Below are 16,021 nucleotides of genomic sequence, written 5' to 3'. Positions count from 1 at the left end.
CCCTTAAGCCTTTTCAAGTCTGCAAAGTCCTGCATTAAACTCAGAAATTTGCGTATTTATATCAAAACCATAGTTAGTAACCGTGTTAGAACTTTCCCCTATAGTATAAGGTTTAGTACCTTCAGGATAATTGTAACTTAAATCCACTCCTTGCATAATACCTGCAAAATTATAAGGCAAGCAAATTCTATCTGGTGTAACTGAATGATTATGGACACATTTTACTTTGATCTTAGTGCCTTGTGGTGAGTGAATCCACATCATATCACCATCATTTATGCCATATTTTAAAGCAAGTTCAGGATGCACATTAGCAAACATCTCAGGTGTAATTGCAGCAAGATATTTACTAGTTCGCTCAAGCATACCCGCACCACTTAAATTTACTAAACGCATACTTGAAATAATAGTTGGAAACTCTTTGCTCCAATCTGTTTTTTGTTGCTCGCTAATAAATTTACTCTCAACCCTAAAGTTTTTCTCTTGATCACCCCAAGTAGGATATTTTTTAACCAAATCCCAACGAGGCGAGTGAATAGGCTCTCTATGTAGTGGAATAGGATCAGCAAATTCCCAAACTTTCATTCTCGCTCTTGCATTACCTAAACAGCAAGCACTCTTTTCTCTACATTTTTCTAAGATAATACCTGAAATATCTGTGCTCCAGCTAGCACCCATTAATTCTTTTTCTTTATCGCTTAGTTTGATATTAAACACTTTTTCGATATTTTCTTTAGTAATTTGTGGGTAGCCACCTTTAACTTTACATCCTTTTGGAGTAAAGGCTTCATCTGCTAATTGAGAATGTCCATCATGCTCTAAACCAAAGCGATTTCTAAAGCCCATACCACCTTCTTCATAAGGAATATCTGTATTCCACATAATAGAGGTACCTGGGTGTTGTTTATCCCAGCAAGGCCAAGGTAAACCATAATATTCGCCTTTAACTTCACCGCCAATACCTCTTTGGGTATCAGGATCAAAATGTTCCCAATTTTGTTGGTGTTTTCTTAGACGTTCAGCTGAAATACCTCTTAAGCCTATACTTAAAAGACCATTACTCATTTCTCTTGTAGCATCATCAGGCCATACAAAATTATCATCACTATCATCTCTTGTTTGTACAAGTTTATGATCTTTTAATTCCATTTTCATACCACGAGTGTATTCTTTATAAAAACCAAATTTTTTAGCAAAAGCAAACATAATCTCTTGATCTTCTTTACTTTCATAAATTGGTTTTACTACTTGAGAACGCCATTGCATAGCACGGTTAGTCGCTGTTACATAACCTTCTGTTTCAAATTGAGTACAAGCTGGGATGATATAAATACCATCTGGACGATCTGCTAAAACTGCTACTTCATTTACAAAAGGCTCAGCAATTACGATCATATCAAGTTTTTTAAGTGCTTCTTGAATTTTTACCGTATGCGCCATAGAAGTAATACCTGTTCCTTGCACCCAAAGTACGCGTATAGGTGAGTTAGAATAAGTTTTTTCTTCATGTAAAACGCCTTGCCACCATTTTGCTAGTGAAAAGCCTTTTTCATGCATCCATTCTTTAGAATAAAATCTCGAATTTAAATACTCTCTTTCAACATTCCATACATTAGAAAAATGATTCCAAGCATTATCATCAAGCCCATAATAAGCTGGTAAAGTATCAGCCAAACAACCCATATCAGTAGCACCTTGAACATTATCATGTCCTCTGATGATATTTGTTCCTGCACCTGGTTTGCCTATGTTACCAAGAACAAGTTGCAAGATAGCTAGAATTCTTGTATTAGAACTACCTACTGAGTGTTGAGTAATACCTAAAGCCCAAAATAGCGTAGCAGGTTTGATTGTAGCTAGCATTCTTGTGATTTTTTCAAGTTGAGCAACTGGAACACCTGTTACATCTTCTACAACCTCAGGAGTCCATTTAGCAGCTTCTGCTTTTATTTCTTCAACCCCATAAGTTCTAGTTTTGATTAATTCTTTATCTTCCCAACCGTTTTTGAAGATCAAATGTAGCATGCCATAAACTAAAGCTATATCTGTACCCGGACGAATTCTTACGTATTCATCAGCATGTACTGCAGTTTTTGTAAAAACAGGATCTACAACTACCAATTTAGCATTATTACGATCTTTTGCTTGCAATAAGTGTTTAAATCCAATAGGATTAGCCACAGCAGTATTTGCACCAAAAATAATCATCATTTTTGAGTGTTTAGTCACATCACCAAAATGATTTGTCATAGCGCCATAACCCCATGTATTCGCCACACCGGCGACTGTTGCGCTGTGTCAAATTCTAGCAACGTGATCTATATTGTTAGTACCCCAAAATGCTGCAAATTTTCTAAAATAATAAGCTTGTTGGTTATTAAATTTAGCTGAACCTAAGAACATAACGCTATCAGGTCCATTTTCTTTACGGATTTCAAGCATTTTATCACCAATTTCATTGATAGCTTGCTCCCAAGTTAAACGTATCCATTTGCCATTTTCTTTTTTCATAGGATATTTAATACGCTGTTTTGATTTAGTAAGATCGATTTGATCTATCCCTTTACAGCAGTGTGATCCTTGAGAAATAGGATGTTCTATAGCGTTTTCTTGACGCACCCAAACTCCATCTTGCACTTCTGCTTTAATTCCACAGCCTGCACTACAGATACTACAGATTGTTCTAACAATCTTAGAATCTGGATAAGGATTTGCTACCTCTTGTTCACTTGCAGCTCTAATAGCTTTGTTTTCACTACCAAAAGCCGCACTTCCAAGACCAGCAATACCAGCAAGCTTAAGAAAATTTCTTCTTGCTAATGCCATCTTCTTCCTTTCTTAATTAGTAAGCTATTTTGTAATATTTTTCCCAATGCATAGTTTTTTTATAAAGCACTTCTTTTTTAGTGCTTTTTCCTAAAACTACAGTATTTTGCTCTTGGTAATCATCTTTAGCTAAAGCATTAACGCTCGCTCCAGCTACTACCCCTAAAGCACCAATTTTCAAAGATTTTTTTAAAAAATCCCTTCTTTGATTGGCCTCCATGTTCTCTCCTTTGAAATAAAAGTAAAGAATAACTATAAATACTTATTTTCAAAGTATTTACACACTTAAACATTATAACTTTTGCATATTTTCACTTAAGATTTTATTTAAATTCTATTTTCATAAAAAGATGATTTTGATAATATGTATTTTGGTAACAAAATATATATTTATTTTTATAATTTACTAAGTTCTTCTATATTTGTTTTACTAAATTTGGTAGGAAGTCTTGGTTCGTAAGGAAGTCTTTGCAAAGCCTCATCTGCTATACTTTTACCTTCCTTTCTCATAGGCGCTTGTACTTCTAAATAAGCTCTTTCGTTTGTAAAAAAGACTTTCATAATATTAGCAATAGCAATGTAAAAATTTGAGTTTTTATGGATTTGTAATTTTTCTATAAACTCATCTATTACAGGGTTTATCACAAAACGAAATAATTGCTGTGCAACTTTTAAATCATGCTCAATAATACTTGCCATAAAAGCAAACAAAAAGCCAAATTCATCTTCGCTTTGTCTGCAATCTTCTTTTTTTCTAAATTTGGTTTTTCTAATGATTTCACAAGCTTGAAGCTTCATTTTACCATCATCTCTACCCTCATCATAAAAAGAAGCGCTAATAGGCACATTCACATAAGAAAAATCAAAAAATACCGCATTTTGTTCTTCTTTAAAACTTACAAAATCACATGCACTAAGTTTTTCAAAATCAGACTTTAAACTATCATCCAAAGGACTTTGAGCTAAAACTAAAACTTGTTCATGCCAAATTTTAAACTCTTTTTCATTGATAAAATTAAAAGCTTTTGAAAAAAATTCATAGAAATATTTACGCGAAAGATCAATATCTTGTATCATTAATTTTCCTTGTTATTTTTATTTGATTATAACAAGGAAAATTTAAAAAAATCAAGTGAGATTTTAAAATTTTGTTTTAGAATCGTAAGTAAATGATGGATTGATTTGTTTTTTATCGCTTAGTTCTTTATACCAATAAGAATGTAAAATATAAACTTCCTCTTCTTCTTTATAACCACTAATCATAGAGTGGATACTTCCTTTAATAGCAAATACAGCCATATAAATGTGAATAGCAAAAAATACTGCACATAAAATACCCAAAATATTATGGATGATAGCTGAAGCTCTTAAAATATCTATATGAGAAATTCCAAAAATAGACTGTAAAGAAGTAGAATTAAAATCAAGGAAAAACATAAACGCACCAGTGATTATCATCAAAAAGCCACCAAAAACAGCTATATAATACCAAGATTTTTGACCAAAGTTAAACTTACCCGCAGGTATAGGTTTTTTCTCTTTGCTTAAATATCCACCAACCATCATCATCCATCTTAAATCATAACTTGCAGGAAGCATTCTTTTAATCCAACATAAAAGCATAGGAATGATAGAAATGATGAACAAAATAGTAGCAATACCATGTAAGTTTTTACACATTCTTACAAAAAATCCACCACCAAAATATGATCCAAAAATCATAATAAGTCCGGTTGGCACAAGGATAATCCAAGAAATTGCTGCTACAAAATGAAACAATCTTTCAAATACTGAAAAGGCATAAATTTTCTTACCATCATGAGAAAATTTCTTTGGACCTATGACCATATAGTGTAAAGCAAAAGCTGAAATTACCACTATAAGTATAATCAAAACAGCACTTGCAATATACTCACCTTGTAGTTTAGTCCACAAAGCACCAAAATTTTGATAACTTTCTATATTCATTACTCTTTGTACATCCCAAATTTGAGTATTTTTAACTTCAAAATTTTCTTGAGCAAATAGAAAGTTAAAACAGGCTAAAATAGCTAGTATAACCCTATGCATAAATTACTCCTAAACATTACACACTAGAAAAAGCTTAGCGTTGTAGTTTTGTTAATTTTCAGTTTCCATTTCTATTTTAAAAAAAGTTTTATTTAAAAAACATAAATTTGCAAAAAACTACAAAAAAACTCAATTTTTAGTTTCTTTTTGAATAATTTTCATAACCAAATTCTCTTACCATAGATAAATTTTCATTCTTGTCTAAGAACATTAAATTTGGAAGTCTTACTCCATTAAAAGTAGTATTTTTGACTATAGAATAATGGATTTGATCTAAAAATGCTATTTTTTGCCCTATTTTTAACTCTTGATTAAAAGCATACTCGCCCATGATATCCCCTGCTAAACAAGTATTACCACCAAGTAAATAAGCAAATTCATCTTCTTTTAACTCACTATATTTTTCCCCATCACGACTTGATAAAATTCTAGTATTTAAAACCTCGCTTGTATAAGGCATAATGATAGTATCTGGCATATGAGCTTCACTTGAAGTATCTAAAATAGCTATTTTTTTCTCATTTTCTACTATATCTATCACACTTGCAACTAAAGTCCCACACTGCCAACCCACAGCCTCACCTGGCTCAAGATACACTTGTACACCGTATTTATCGCTAAATTTTTTACAAAGATTAATTAGTTTTTGCGTGTCATAACCTTCTTTTGTGATATGATGACCCCCACCAAAGTTAATCCATTTCATATTTTTAATAAATTTTGAAAATTTAGCTTCAAAAGCATTTAACACAAGCTCTAAAGAATGTGCACTTTCTTCACATAAAGCATGAAAATGAAGTCCGCTTAAAGTACTTAAATCTTCATTTTCAAAATCAATCGCACGAATTCCTAATCTTGAAAATCTACCACAAGGATTATAAAGTTCTTTTGGAGCTACCGAAAGCTCTGGATTGCAACGCAAACCAAGAGATTTGCAACTTGCTTTGTCTTTAAATTTTTTAAACTGATTAAAAGAGTTAAATACTATATGGTGTGAAAGATCAATGATTTCATCTATTTCATCCTCTTTAAAAGCAGGTGAAAAAGTATGAATTTCTTTATCCATATATTCTTTTGCAAATTTAGCTTCCCAAAGCCCACTGCAAGTACAACCTGATAAATACTCACCCACTATATCCATAGCACCTGAAAAGGCAAAACCCTTTAGAGCAAGCAAAACTTTTACTCCACTTTGCTCGCTCACTTTAGCTAAAAGCTCACAATTTTTTCTAAGTTTATCTTCTTCTAAAATATAAGCAGGGGTTTGAAAGTCTTTATCTAGATGATTTTTAATTAGCATATCTTTCCTTAATTTTTTGATTTAAAACCACTTGTATAACAAATCATATTAAAATTATACCTTGTTTTTATAATTTACAATCATTAATCAAATAATAGCTATAATCAAAATCCAAATCAAAATTAATTTAGGAGTAAAAATTTAATGGATAGAAGGTTATTTTTAAAATTTAATGCTTTAAGTTTAGCAAGTATTAGCAGTGTTTATGCAATGGGAGATCATTCTCATCACAATATGCATTCAAAACACACACAAAAAGATACAAAAGAAATTGATACTTCTTTTATTAAACTAGAAAATCCAAACATTAAATTACTCAACGAAAAAGACTTTCCTAGCGGACAAACATTAGCAAATTTAAAACTTCTAAAAAACACAAGCACAAAGAAAAATTTCTTTAGATCAAGTATAGAAATCAAAGAAAGTCAAATAGAACTTGTTAAAGGTAAAAAAACAAAATGCTTTACTTACAATGGCTCTATACCTGGACCTAAAATAGAAGTTTATGAAGGTGATACTGTAGAAATTTTGGTAAAAAATAGTTTAAAAGAACCAACTACTATCCACTGGCATGGACTTGATATACCGCCTGAACAAGATGGTAACCCACATGATCCTATCATGCCGGGTAGAGAAAGAATTTATCGCTTTAAACTTAGAGAAAATTCAGCAGGAACCTACTGGTATCATCCACACCCACACTACACCACAGCAAAGCAAGTTTATAAAGGCTTAGCAGGGGTATTTGTAGTTAAAGCTAAAAAAGATGCGTTGTCGCATTTACAAGAGCAAGATTGGGTGATTAGTGATTTGCGTTTAGATGAAAATGCACAAATTCCTGATAATAATTTATTTGATTGGCTAAATGGTAGAGAAGGAAATTTAGTTCTTATCAATGGACAATTAAAACCAAAAATAACACTTGACAAAGCTCAAAGAATTCGTATTTATAATTTTTGTGCTGCAAGATATTTAAATTTACGCATTAAAGGTGCTAAATTTATTTTAGTAGGAACTGATGGAGGGCTTATAGAAAAAGGTATTGAATTAGATGAGTTATTTTTAAGTCCTGCTTCAAGAGTAGAAGTGCTAATCAAAGCAAGTAAGGGTGAATTTAAACTTGAAAGTACTTATTATGACCGCGATAAAATGCTTATTAAAGAAGAACCTTACACTCTTATGTTAGCTGATCTTAAAGTAGAAAAAACTATAGAAAATATACCTGAAAAACTACGCGAATTTCCACCTTTAAAAGAAGCTACAAGCTTTAAAGAAGTGATTATGAGTGAAGATCACATGCAAATGCATGGTATTAGTAAGAAAAGTGAAGAAGAAATCAAAAAAAGCCTTGCCTCTATGTTTTTAATCAATGGTAAAACATTTGATATGAATAGAACAGATTTAATCTCAAAATTAAATGAAGTAGAAGAATGGGTGGTAAAAAATTCTTCACATATGGATCATCCTTTCCATATACACGGAACACAATTTGAACTCATATCTTCTAAATTTAAGGGTAAAACAACAAAAGCAAAATTCAGAGCATTGCAAGATACGATTAATGTAAGACCTAAAGAAGAATTAAGACTTAGAATGATTCAAAAATTTACCGGTATTAGAATGTTTCACTGCCATATTTTAGAGCATGAAGATCTTGGAATGATGGGAATTTTAGAAATAAAAGAATAAAGGTAAAAAAAATGGTAAAAGTTGAATTTTTAGGGCCAATTAACAAAGAAAGCTTAGAACTAAATGTAAGCAATCTTAAAGAATTAAAAGCAATTTTAGGGCAAGATGAAAGCTTAAAAGAGTGGCTTGAGCTTTGTGCGGTTGCTTTAAATGATGAAATGGTTTTTGATGATGAAACCACCTTAAAAGATGGGGATAAAATTTGTTTATTACCACCGGTTTGTGGAGGTTGAGTTATGTTTGAATTACACCAAGGAGCCTTAGAAATTCCTAGCATTTATACTAGATGGTATGAATATGCTAAAAATAAAAACTGCGGAGCTTTGATCACATTTTGCGGTATAGTGAGAGCTGAAGATGAGATTGAGGCTTTGAGTTTTGATATATATGAGCCTTTATTGAGAACTTGGTTTGAAAAATGGTGCCAAAAACTTGCGAATGAAAATGTAAGCTTAATGTTTGCTCACTCTATTGGTGAGGTTAAGGTACATGAGAGTTCTTATTTTGCTGGAGTTTTAAGCAAGCAAAGAAAACTAGGATTAAAACTAATTAATGATTTTGTAGAAGATTTTAAAGCAAGTGCGCCTATATGGAAATATGATATCATTAATGGCGAAAAAATTTATGCTAAAGAACGCTCTTTGAAACTTCAAGGAGCGGGAATTTTAAGCACTAAGGACTAAAATGCTAACTTCTTATAGTCAAAGTTTAGATATACTTTATTCACACATACAAACATATGAAAAAATAGAAAACATTGCTTTAACACAGTGCTTAGATAGAATTTTAGCCATAGACATCAAAGCTTCTACCAATAATCCTCAATTTCCCACAGCTTCTATGGATGGCTATGCGATCAAATTTAGCGAGCAAGATGAGCCTTTGTCTATCATAGGCGAAGTACCTGCGGGAGTTTTCCCAAGCTTTAAAATACAAAATAAAGAATGTGTTAAAACCTTTACAGGCTCTTTAATGAGTGATGGTTGTGATACCTTAGTGCCTGTGGAAAAAGTAGAAATTAAAAATGGTGTGGTTTGCATCAAAGAAAAAGTCCCGCAAGGCTTTGCTGTGAGAAAGGTGGGTGAGAGCTACACCGAGGGTGAAATTTTACTCACTAAAGGCACAAAAATAGGCTATAGCGAGATAGCACTTTTAGCCGAACTTGGATATTTTCATATTTGCGTTTTTGCTAAACCTATCATAGGCGTGCTAAGCAGCGGAAGTGAGATCAAAGACTTAGGCGAAAGCTTAGAGCACCCTGCACAAATTCGCTCATCAAACCATATAGCCATAGCTAATATGGCAAAAAAACTTGGTGCTGAAGCTAGAATTTTTCCACTTTTAAAAGATGATATGCAAAAAACCCCGAGTGTTTTAAAACAAGCACTTAATGCGTGTGATATTTTAGTTACCACTGGTGGAGTTTCCATGGGGGATTTTGACTTTTTAAAACAAGCCGTTAAAGAGTATGAAATCATCATAGACAAAGTCAATGTAAAGCCTGGTAAACACATCAAAATAGCCAAATTTGAAGATAAATTCATCTTTGCCCTACCGGGTTTTCCATACTCGGCTATGGTGATGTTTAATTTATATGTGAGAGAACTTTTAAATGCTTGGCTTTTACAAGAAAAAGACTATGTATTTAAGGCATTTGCAAATACTGACTATAAGAAAAAAAGTTTGCATTTAGAATTTGTAGCTTGTAATATAGAATTTAAAGATGGAAAAATTTACGCCAATTTAAAAGGCAAAAAACAAGGCTCAAGTGCCATCATCAACAACCTTAACCACAAAGCTGCACTTATGATAGCACATGATGATATAAAAGAAAATGATTTGGTTGATATAATTTTTATGCCTTAAACAAGTGCTTTTTGAATTTTCTCAAAAAGCATTTTTGCTTGTTTTTGATTTTGCTCTAATTCGCTTAAAATTTCCTCTACTTCACGCAAAGTTTTTTCTTCTTTTACGTTTGGATTTTTAGCACTTAAATCATAATTTCTTTCTTCAAGTTCTTTTTTACTTACCAAATAAGAATTAGCTGTGATTTTTCTTTCTTTATAACATTTTAAAAATTCTTGCAAATGTGTGTATTCTAAAGGTTTGTTTTTAGTCAATTTAAAAGGTGGTACAAGCTCATAGTAATACACACTCTCATCATTTTCACCACAAATACTTCTTTGTCCTTTAGAGAAAAAAAGCACATTAGTTTTTACTGCACTATAAGGCAAAAATACCCCACTTGGCAAGCTTAAAACACATTCGAGATTAAAATTTTCTAGCAAGTCTTTTTTTACACTCACAAAGGCATTTGAATTTTGAAAAAGCACTCCTTCAGGCACTACTATGGCACATCTTCCATTGTTTTTCAAAGACTTTAAAATATGCTGTAAGAATAAAAGCTCGGTAGCATTTGATTTTATAGGAAAGTTATTTTGAATTTGATCTTTTTCTTTGCCACCAAAAGGAGGATTTGCCAAAATCACTTCGTATTTTTCATTTTCAGTTATGTCTGTGATTTTTTTATTTAGAGTATTGGTTTTGATGATATTTGGGGACTTAACCTCATGTAAGATCATATTCATCACGCCCATTGCATAACTTAGCGGAGTTTTTTCTTTGCCAAACAAGGCATCATTTTGTAAAAATTCAAGTTCTTCCACACTCAAATTTGCTTTTTTCTTTTTTGCCCTATCTTCATAAAGAATATGCAAAAAACTCTCTACTAAAAACCCACAACTCCCACATGCAGGATCATAAATTCTCTCTTTTGCTTTAGGGTCTAGCACCTCCACCATGGCTCTAACCAAAGGTCTTGGGGTATAAAACTCCCCGCTATTTCCCCCATCGCTTCCCATGTCTTTTAAAAGCTTCTCATAAACCTCACCTAAAGCAAATACATCACTTTCTTTGCTAAAACTTAGCTCATCGACTAAATTTATAACTTCTCTTAAAGTATGGCCATTAGCTATGCGGTTGTCTATAAATTCAAAAATTCCGCCTATCTTATACTCTATGCTTTTGAAATTTTCATTATCTTTAAAACTTTTTAGGTATGGAAAAAGCTCATCATTAACAAAGCTTAGTAAATCACTTCCGCTTAAAGCATTTTTTACATCAAGCTTTCCTTCGTTTGTTTTAGGTGCTGCCCAAGCCCTCCAACTGAATTTTTCTTGCAAAATAGCCTTATAAGGCTTTTCATCTAACTCAGCTTCTAGCTTTAACTCTTCTTCATAATCATCTAAAAATTTCAAAAAAAGCACCCAGCTAATCTGCTCACTATAATGCATAGCACCGCTTATGCCATCATCGCGTCTTAGAATATCTGTGATTTTATCGATTTTACTTTGCATTTAAAAAATTCCCTTTCTAAAAAGTCTTAAAAGTTCTATATTAATATAATAATTATTTCTACCCATTTTAATGCACTCTAGCACCCCTAAATTTTCACAAATTTTAAGGTATTTTGAGGCACTTTGCCTAGAAATATCTAATTTATTTATCAAAAAGTCTATCTTTGTATAAGGATGAGAAAACAAAAGCTCCACAAAGTCTTTGCTGTAAAAATTCGTTTTATTTTGTAAAATATCGCTTACATCAATCATCATTTTTTCTATTATAATGATAGTTTCAATTGTCTTTATGGCAGTTTGCTCTACACCTTTGAGTATGTATTCTATCCATTCTAAAATTGCACCTTCATCACGTACTTTTTGTAAAAGATTGTAATACTCTTCTTTGTTATTTACTATATAAGCGCTTAAATACAAGATAGGCAAATCAAGCAAGCCTTTATAAACTAAATAAAGTATATTGATAATCCTGCCTGTTCTACCATTACCATCGTAAAATGGATGTATGCTTTCAAACTGATAATGAATGATTGCCATTTTTACCAAAAAATCAAGTTCATCTAAAGTATCATCGTTGATGTATCGCTCCAAATTTCCCATAAGTTCTTGTATGTCACTAGGATTTTGCGGGGGTGTGTGTTTGATTTCTCCTGTGGTAGGATTTATCAGTGTAGTTCCGCTTTGTTTTCTAAAACCTGCATTATTTCTTTCTAGTCTTTTTTGAATTTCTAAAATATGTGCATTTCTTAATAATTGCTCTTTTTTTAAAAGCTCATATCCTTTTTTTAAAGCATTTTCATAGTCTTTTACTTCTTTTGCCGCTCTTGTAAGTTTACTTTCATCGATTTGAGATAAAAAAAGTTCATCGTGAGTGGTAATAATATTTTCTATCTCGCTAGAATCTTTAGCTTCTTGCAAGATCAAAGCATTGATTAATATATTTGGATTAGGCATGCTTTTGCTAAGTCCATTTAACTCCGCTAATTTTCTCGAAGCCCTAATGATGAGACCATAAATATTTGCATTTAATTCTATATCTAAAGGAAGTTTTGGTGGTATGAATTCTTTCATAATTTTTCCATATGTTAAAATTTTTTAAAATTTTTAACATTATAAAAAAATATGTTAAAAAAATCAAAAATTTTTAACATATCTAGTCCTTATGTTAAAATTTGATAAAAATTTTAACATTTATAATCTTCCTTGAAAAGCTTTATCTAGCAAGGACTTTTTAAGCTCTTGTAGGTTTTTTATCTGCATTTGATAGTTTTGCTTTAAATTTTTTACATTAGAAGAAAACTCATCTAAATAAGAAACGATTTGCTCTTGCTCTTTGAGTGAGGGAAGTGCGATAGGGCATTTTTCTAAAATATTTAAATTTAATTTTGCAGTATGCGTTCCACCACCAACTTTATTATTATCAATCCACCCTTCAATAAAATAAGAATTCAAAAAATAAACCAAATAATCACTTATAATTTTAATTTTTGGTTTTAAAAGTCCCAAACTAACGAAAATACTAAATTCAAAATCTAAAGAAATTTTTATAGCCTTTCCCAAGGTTCCGATGCGACAAATTAAAATATCTCCAAATTCAGGCTTAGCTCTTTTTATAAGTTTGTTATGCTCTTCTAATGAAATGTATTTGATATCGCTTAAATCAAAAAAACCTTTAGAAATATTTTTAACAGATAAAAAAGGAATCCCTGTTTTTATATAATTAGGTGTTTTGTGTGTTCCATCTGTAATAAAACATATTTCCCCTAAGCTTTTCCATTCCCAACCTTGTGGGAGTTTGTAGTTTTCCTTAATATTATCTTTTAAAGGGTTAAAAGCTTTTTGCATGGCACTTTGCATTAACTCATCTAAATTTAGCAAATCCTGCTCTAAGATTTTTATACTCTCATCTATCTTTGCAAAACTCTCATCTAAAATTTCCACTATCCTTTCTTGCTCTTTAAGGGGTGGTAGTGGAATTTGCTCTTTTTTATAATCTCTAAAATAAATATGTGGTATAGCTGAACCTAAAACATATTTTGAAAAATCAACACTACAAAGAAAATGAAACAAATATTTAAGATTAGTATTTTCAAAAGTTTCTAAATAATTTAAAGTTCCTATAACTGAAGTATTTTTTGGCAATACAAAAACTCTTCCTACTCCGGCTCCATCTTTTACTATACCTAAACATTCTTTATCTTTATGATAAAAATCCACATAACCAACAATACCGCTAGCACCAAAAACAGGATATTGTCCATTTTTATCTTTAATATCTTTTAATGCTAAATTAGAGCTTGAATTTTTACAAACTTCTTCTATGGTTTTAACTTTCCAACCCTGCGGTAAATTTGTTATTAAATAACTTATTTTATCTGTCATTACTTATACTTCTTACAAGTGCTTTAAATTGATTTTTATCATTTTTCTTCATCATTGTTAAAACAAAATCAGCTATTTTTTTGCTTTCCTCTATATCAATAGGTTGCATTCCTCTGCTAAGTATCTCTCTTAAATGTGAATACTCATTTTGATATCTATTTATAATACCTGCTACCATTTTTTGATGATTTTCATCAATTTTATCACTTTGATATGTATCATTAAAAAATCTTTCGATTAGTTCTTGATCTAAACTCTCAAAATTATTTGGATATTTAAAAAACAAGTAAATCTCAAGAAATTTTCTTAAATTATTTCCAAAATTATAGACAAGAGAAGTTTTTAAATCTTCATCGCCTATAGTATCGATGGTTTTAAACTTATAAATTTGTTCAAAAAGATAATTAAATTCTGTTGTATATTTTTTCAAATATCTTGATAGATTTTTAATTTCGCTTGTTTCTATACTTTCTTTAACACCCCTTTCAATAAAATAGTATTGTGGAAACTCGTACTCTGTTTTATCGTTTTTATTTTGTTTGGGTTTGCTTTTCTTTAATCTTTTTATATATTTTAAAAAATCTAAATTGTGAGTAGATATAAAAAATTGCTCAAAAGAATCTTTTTTTATTATTTCATTTTCTATCAAAGAAAAAATAAAAAATATATGATTGTTATCAAGACTGGAGATAGGGTCATCTATCCATATGATAGAATTTTTATCTTTTGTATTTATATCTTTTAAACTTGCCACAAAATAACAAAAAGCTACCAAGCTACACTCACCCTCACTTAAATTCTTAGCTTGTTTGCCATTTCTTAAAATTTCAAACTCTCCATTTAATTGTCCTTTATCGTCTTTTTTTGCTTTTAATTCTAATAAATTGTGTCCAAAATATGATTTTAAATATTTATTTATATTGCTTGTAGAAGTTTCTATATTACTAAGCTTTGCCTTATAATTTTCTATTCTTTTATTTAAAAGGTTTATTTTGTTGTCTTGTATTTTAATACTTTCCTCCAAAGTATTTATATTTTGTTGTAAGGTTTCAATTTCATCTTGTATAGCAAAATAATCGCTATCTTTAGCAAACTTTGCTACTTCATTCAATCTTAATCTTTCTCTTGCTTCATTTTGATTTGTTAATAATTTTTCTGTGTATTCATCATTTTCTTTGCATAAATTTTCAATTTTATTTAATATTAAAAATATCTCATCTGAAAAATCATTAATATTCTCTAACTTTATGGGAGTAAAAACATCTTTTTGTTTTTCTTTTAATTTTTCTTCTATTTTTAATAGCTCTTTGTTATAATTCGCAATAATTACCCCTAGTTGTTCTTTTAAGACAATAAAACTATCTTTATAATTAGAATAAAAATTTTCATATTCAATATCTTGCAATATTTTTTTTAATTCTAGTTTATAATTTTCAAAATTATCTAATAAATATTTTAATTCTTTTTCAATCTGTTCTTTTTCTCCACTATCATCTTTTGTGTTGTTTTCAATCCAAGCTATTCTTTCTAATGTTAAAGGATTATTGCAAAATTTACATTGCTGTGCAGATGAATGCTCTGTATGAAATTTTAAACCTTCTTCCAGCCATTGTCTTAATTCGCTTGTTAAATTTTCTTTAATGATAATTTCTTTTTCAAGAATTTCTGATGAATGTTTTAAAATATTTTGAAAATTATTTTTATTAAAATTAATTGTAAAATTTATATTTTGCTTTTCTTTGTCTTCTAAGATTTTTACAAGTTTATTTTGTGTTTCATCGTTAAGAATATAGATATTTACATCATTTTTAATTACAACTAAATCTTTTTCTAAATTTCTCTTATTATAGTCATTACCTTGTTTTGTCAAATTTGAACTACTTTTTATAACTTTAGCTTTATTTGTAAGGTTTTCATTTAAAGTTTTCATTTTATCTTGTTGTTTTTTAGAAATATCATCTTGATTTATTTGTATGTTTTTTAACTTCTCACATCTTTTTGCTAAAATTTCTTCTCTTTTTTCAATCTCTTCTTTTATATTTTTTTGCTCCACCCCTATACTTTTAAAACCTTTTATATTACCTTTTTTATCATATAAATAATTTAAGTTTTCCTTTGCAAAATCGCTATTATAAACCCTAATGTCTAAATTAGAATTTATTACATCATCTTGGTTGAGGGAGCTACCATTTTCTAACTCTATTGTAAATTTTCCTTCTAAAAAATCTTCATTCTTTTTTTTAAGCTCAAAACTTCTAGCTATCCTTGAAAGTGTAGTTTTACCTGAATAATTTCTACCATAAAAAATATTAATTATTTTAAATTCTTCAAGATTAACATCCCATTTGAAATTTTCATAAGAACCAAAATTTATTTCATTAAATTTTAAAATTTTCAT

At 30.2% G+C, this 16,021-nt stretch carries 13 protein-coding genes; 4 read left to right on the top strand and 9 right to left on the bottom strand.

Annotated features, from left to right (window positions below; all coding sequences use genetic code 11):
* Window positions 1-3: 3 nt before the first annotated feature.
* The 5 genes from CLCT_RS01775 to nspC all read right to left on the bottom strand — a co-directional run bounded on the left by CLCT_RS01775 (window position 4) and on the right by nspC (window position 6,196).
* Window positions 4-2,826 (bottom strand): formate dehydrogenase subunit alpha, encoded by a 2,823-nt coding sequence (locus CLCT_RS01775; protein ID WP_240387423.1) that lies wholly within the window; start codon window positions 2,824-2,826, stop codon window positions 4-6.
* A gap of 16 nt (window positions 2,827-2,842) precedes the next feature.
* Window positions 2,843-3,046 (bottom strand): twin-arginine translocation signal domain-containing protein, encoded by a 204-nt coding sequence (locus CLCT_RS01765; protein ID WP_012661099.1) that lies wholly within the window; start codon window positions 3,044-3,046, stop codon window positions 2,843-2,845.
* 176 nt (window positions 3,047-3,222) lie between these two features.
* Entirely contained in the window at window positions 3,223-3,903 is a 681-nt protein-coding gene (locus CLCT_RS01760; protein ID WP_149062076.1) for a TorD/DmsD family molecular chaperone, read from the bottom strand.
* A 63-nt stretch (window positions 3,904-3,966) separates the two neighbouring features.
* Window positions 3,967-4,896, bottom strand: a complete 930-nt coding sequence (locus CLCT_RS01755; protein WP_039668057.1) for a formate dehydrogenase subunit gamma — start codon at window positions 4,894-4,896, stop codon at window positions 3,967-3,969.
* A gap of 136 nt (window positions 4,897-5,032) precedes the next feature.
* Complete coding sequence (nspC, locus tag CLCT_RS01750; RefSeq protein ID WP_149062075.1) at window positions 5,033-6,196, bottom strand: carboxynorspermidine decarboxylase; 1,164 nt, start codon at window positions 6,194-6,196, stop codon at window positions 5,033-5,035.
* Window positions 6,197-6,340: 144 nt separating this feature from the next.
* On the opposite strand from nspC, the gene CLCT_RS01745 reads away from it, so the two are divergent.
* From CLCT_RS01745 to CLCT_RS01730, 4 genes are read left to right on the top strand one after another with little or no spacing between them, the layout of a single operon-like run.
* Window positions 6,341-7,885, top strand: coding sequence for a multicopper oxidase family protein (locus CLCT_RS01745; RefSeq protein WP_149062074.1), 1,545 nt, complete (start codon window positions 6,341-6,343; stop codon window positions 7,883-7,885).
* An 11-nt stretch (window positions 7,886-7,896) separates the two neighbouring features.
* Window positions 7,897-8,118, top strand: coding sequence for a MoaD/ThiS family protein (locus tag CLCT_RS01740; RefSeq protein WP_039617593.1), 222 nt, complete (start codon window positions 7,897-7,899; stop codon window positions 8,116-8,118).
* 3 nt (window positions 8,119-8,121) lie between these two features.
* Complete coding sequence (locus CLCT_RS01735; RefSeq protein WP_149062073.1) at window positions 8,122-8,568, top strand: molybdopterin synthase catalytic subunit; 447 nt, start codon at window positions 8,122-8,124, stop codon at window positions 8,566-8,568.
* Window position 8,569: 1 nt separating this feature from the next.
* Window positions 8,570-9,751 (top strand): molybdopterin molybdotransferase MoeA, encoded by a 1,182-nt coding sequence (locus CLCT_RS01730; RefSeq protein WP_149062072.1) that lies wholly within the window; start codon window positions 8,570-8,572, stop codon window positions 9,749-9,751.
* Here the strand turns inward: CLCT_RS01730 and CLCT_RS01725 are convergent.
* The 4 genes from CLCT_RS01725 to CLCT_RS01710 all read right to left on the bottom strand — a co-directional run bounded on the left by CLCT_RS01725 (window position 9,748) and on the right by CLCT_RS01710 (window position 16,021).
* A complete protein-coding gene (locus CLCT_RS01725; RefSeq protein ID WP_149062071.1) occupies window positions 9,748-11,241 on the bottom strand; it encodes a class I SAM-dependent DNA methyltransferase in 1,494 nt (497 codons plus the stop codon). The genes CLCT_RS01730 and CLCT_RS01725 overlap by 4 nt on opposite strands.
* On the bottom strand, window positions 11,242-12,312 hold the full coding sequence (locus CLCT_RS01720) for a Fic family protein (RefSeq protein WP_149062070.1): 1,071 nt from the start codon (window positions 12,310-12,312) through the stop codon (window positions 11,242-11,244).
* A gap of 120 nt (window positions 12,313-12,432) precedes the next feature.
* Window positions 12,433-13,623 carry a restriction endonuclease subunit S gene (locus CLCT_RS01715; RefSeq protein WP_149062069.1) on the bottom strand — a complete coding sequence of 397 codons (1,191 nt, stop codon included), beginning with the start codon at window positions 13,621-13,623 and terminating at the stop codon, window positions 12,433-12,435.
* Window positions 13,613-16,021: an AAA family ATPase gene (locus CLCT_RS01710; RefSeq protein ID WP_149062068.1), complete on the bottom strand. Its 2,409-nt coding sequence runs from the start codon at window positions 16,019-16,021 to the stop codon at window positions 13,613-13,615. Before CLCT_RS01710 ends, CLCT_RS01715 begins: the two co-directional genes overlap by 11 nt.

The sequence above is a fragment of the Campylobacter lari subsp. concheus genome (assembly GCF_008245025.1).
Taxonomy (GTDB): domain Bacteria; phylum Campylobacterota; class Campylobacteria; order Campylobacterales; family Campylobacteraceae; genus Campylobacter_D; species Campylobacter_D concheus.
Note: the sequence above shows the minus strand (reverse complement) of the source record. Positions and strands in the feature narration are given on the sequence as shown.

Bases quoted from the DNA above. Each gene is read 5' to 3' on its own strand.
- CLCT_RS01765 (WP_012661099.1), bottom strand. From the start codon at position 3,046: ATGGAGGCCAATCAAAGAAGGGATTTTTTAAAAAAATCTTTGAAAATT.
- CLCT_RS01760 (WP_149062076.1), bottom strand. From the start codon at position 3,903: ATGATACAAGATATTGATCTTTCGCGTAAATATTTCTATGAATTTTTT.
- CLCT_RS01755 (WP_039668057.1), bottom strand. From the start codon at position 4,896: ATGCATAGGGTTATACTAGCTATTTTAGCCTGTTTTAACTTTCTATTT.
- nspC (WP_149062075.1), bottom strand. From the start codon at position 6,196: ATGCTAATTAAAAATCATCTAGATAAAGACTTTCAAACCCCTGCTTAT.
- CLCT_RS01745 (WP_149062074.1), top strand. From the start codon at position 6,341: ATGGATAGAAGGTTATTTTTAAAATTTAATGCTTTAAGTTTAGCAAGT.
- CLCT_RS01740 (WP_039617593.1), top strand. From the start codon at position 7,897: ATGGTAAAAGTTGAATTTTTAGGGCCAATTAACAAAGAAAGCTTAGAA.
- CLCT_RS01735 (WP_149062073.1), top strand. From the start codon at position 8,122: ATGTTTGAATTACACCAAGGAGCCTTAGAAATTCCTAGCATTTATACT.
- CLCT_RS01730 (WP_149062072.1), top strand. From the start codon at position 8,570: ATGCTAACTTCTTATAGTCAAAGTTTAGATATACTTTATTCACACATA.
- CLCT_RS01725 (WP_149062071.1), bottom strand. From the start codon at position 11,241: ATGCAAAGTAAAATCGATAAAATCACAGATATTCTAAGACGCGATGAT.
- CLCT_RS01720 (WP_149062070.1), bottom strand. From the start codon at position 12,312: ATGAAAGAATTCATACCACCAAAACTTCCTTTAGATATAGAATTAAAT.
- CLCT_RS01715 (WP_149062069.1), bottom strand. From the start codon at position 13,623: ATGACAGATAAAATAAGTTATTTAATAACAAATTTACCGCAGGGTTGG.
- CLCT_RS01710 (WP_149062068.1), bottom strand. From the start codon at position 16,021: ATGAAAATTTTAAAATTTAATGAAATAAATTTTGGTTCTTATGAAAAT.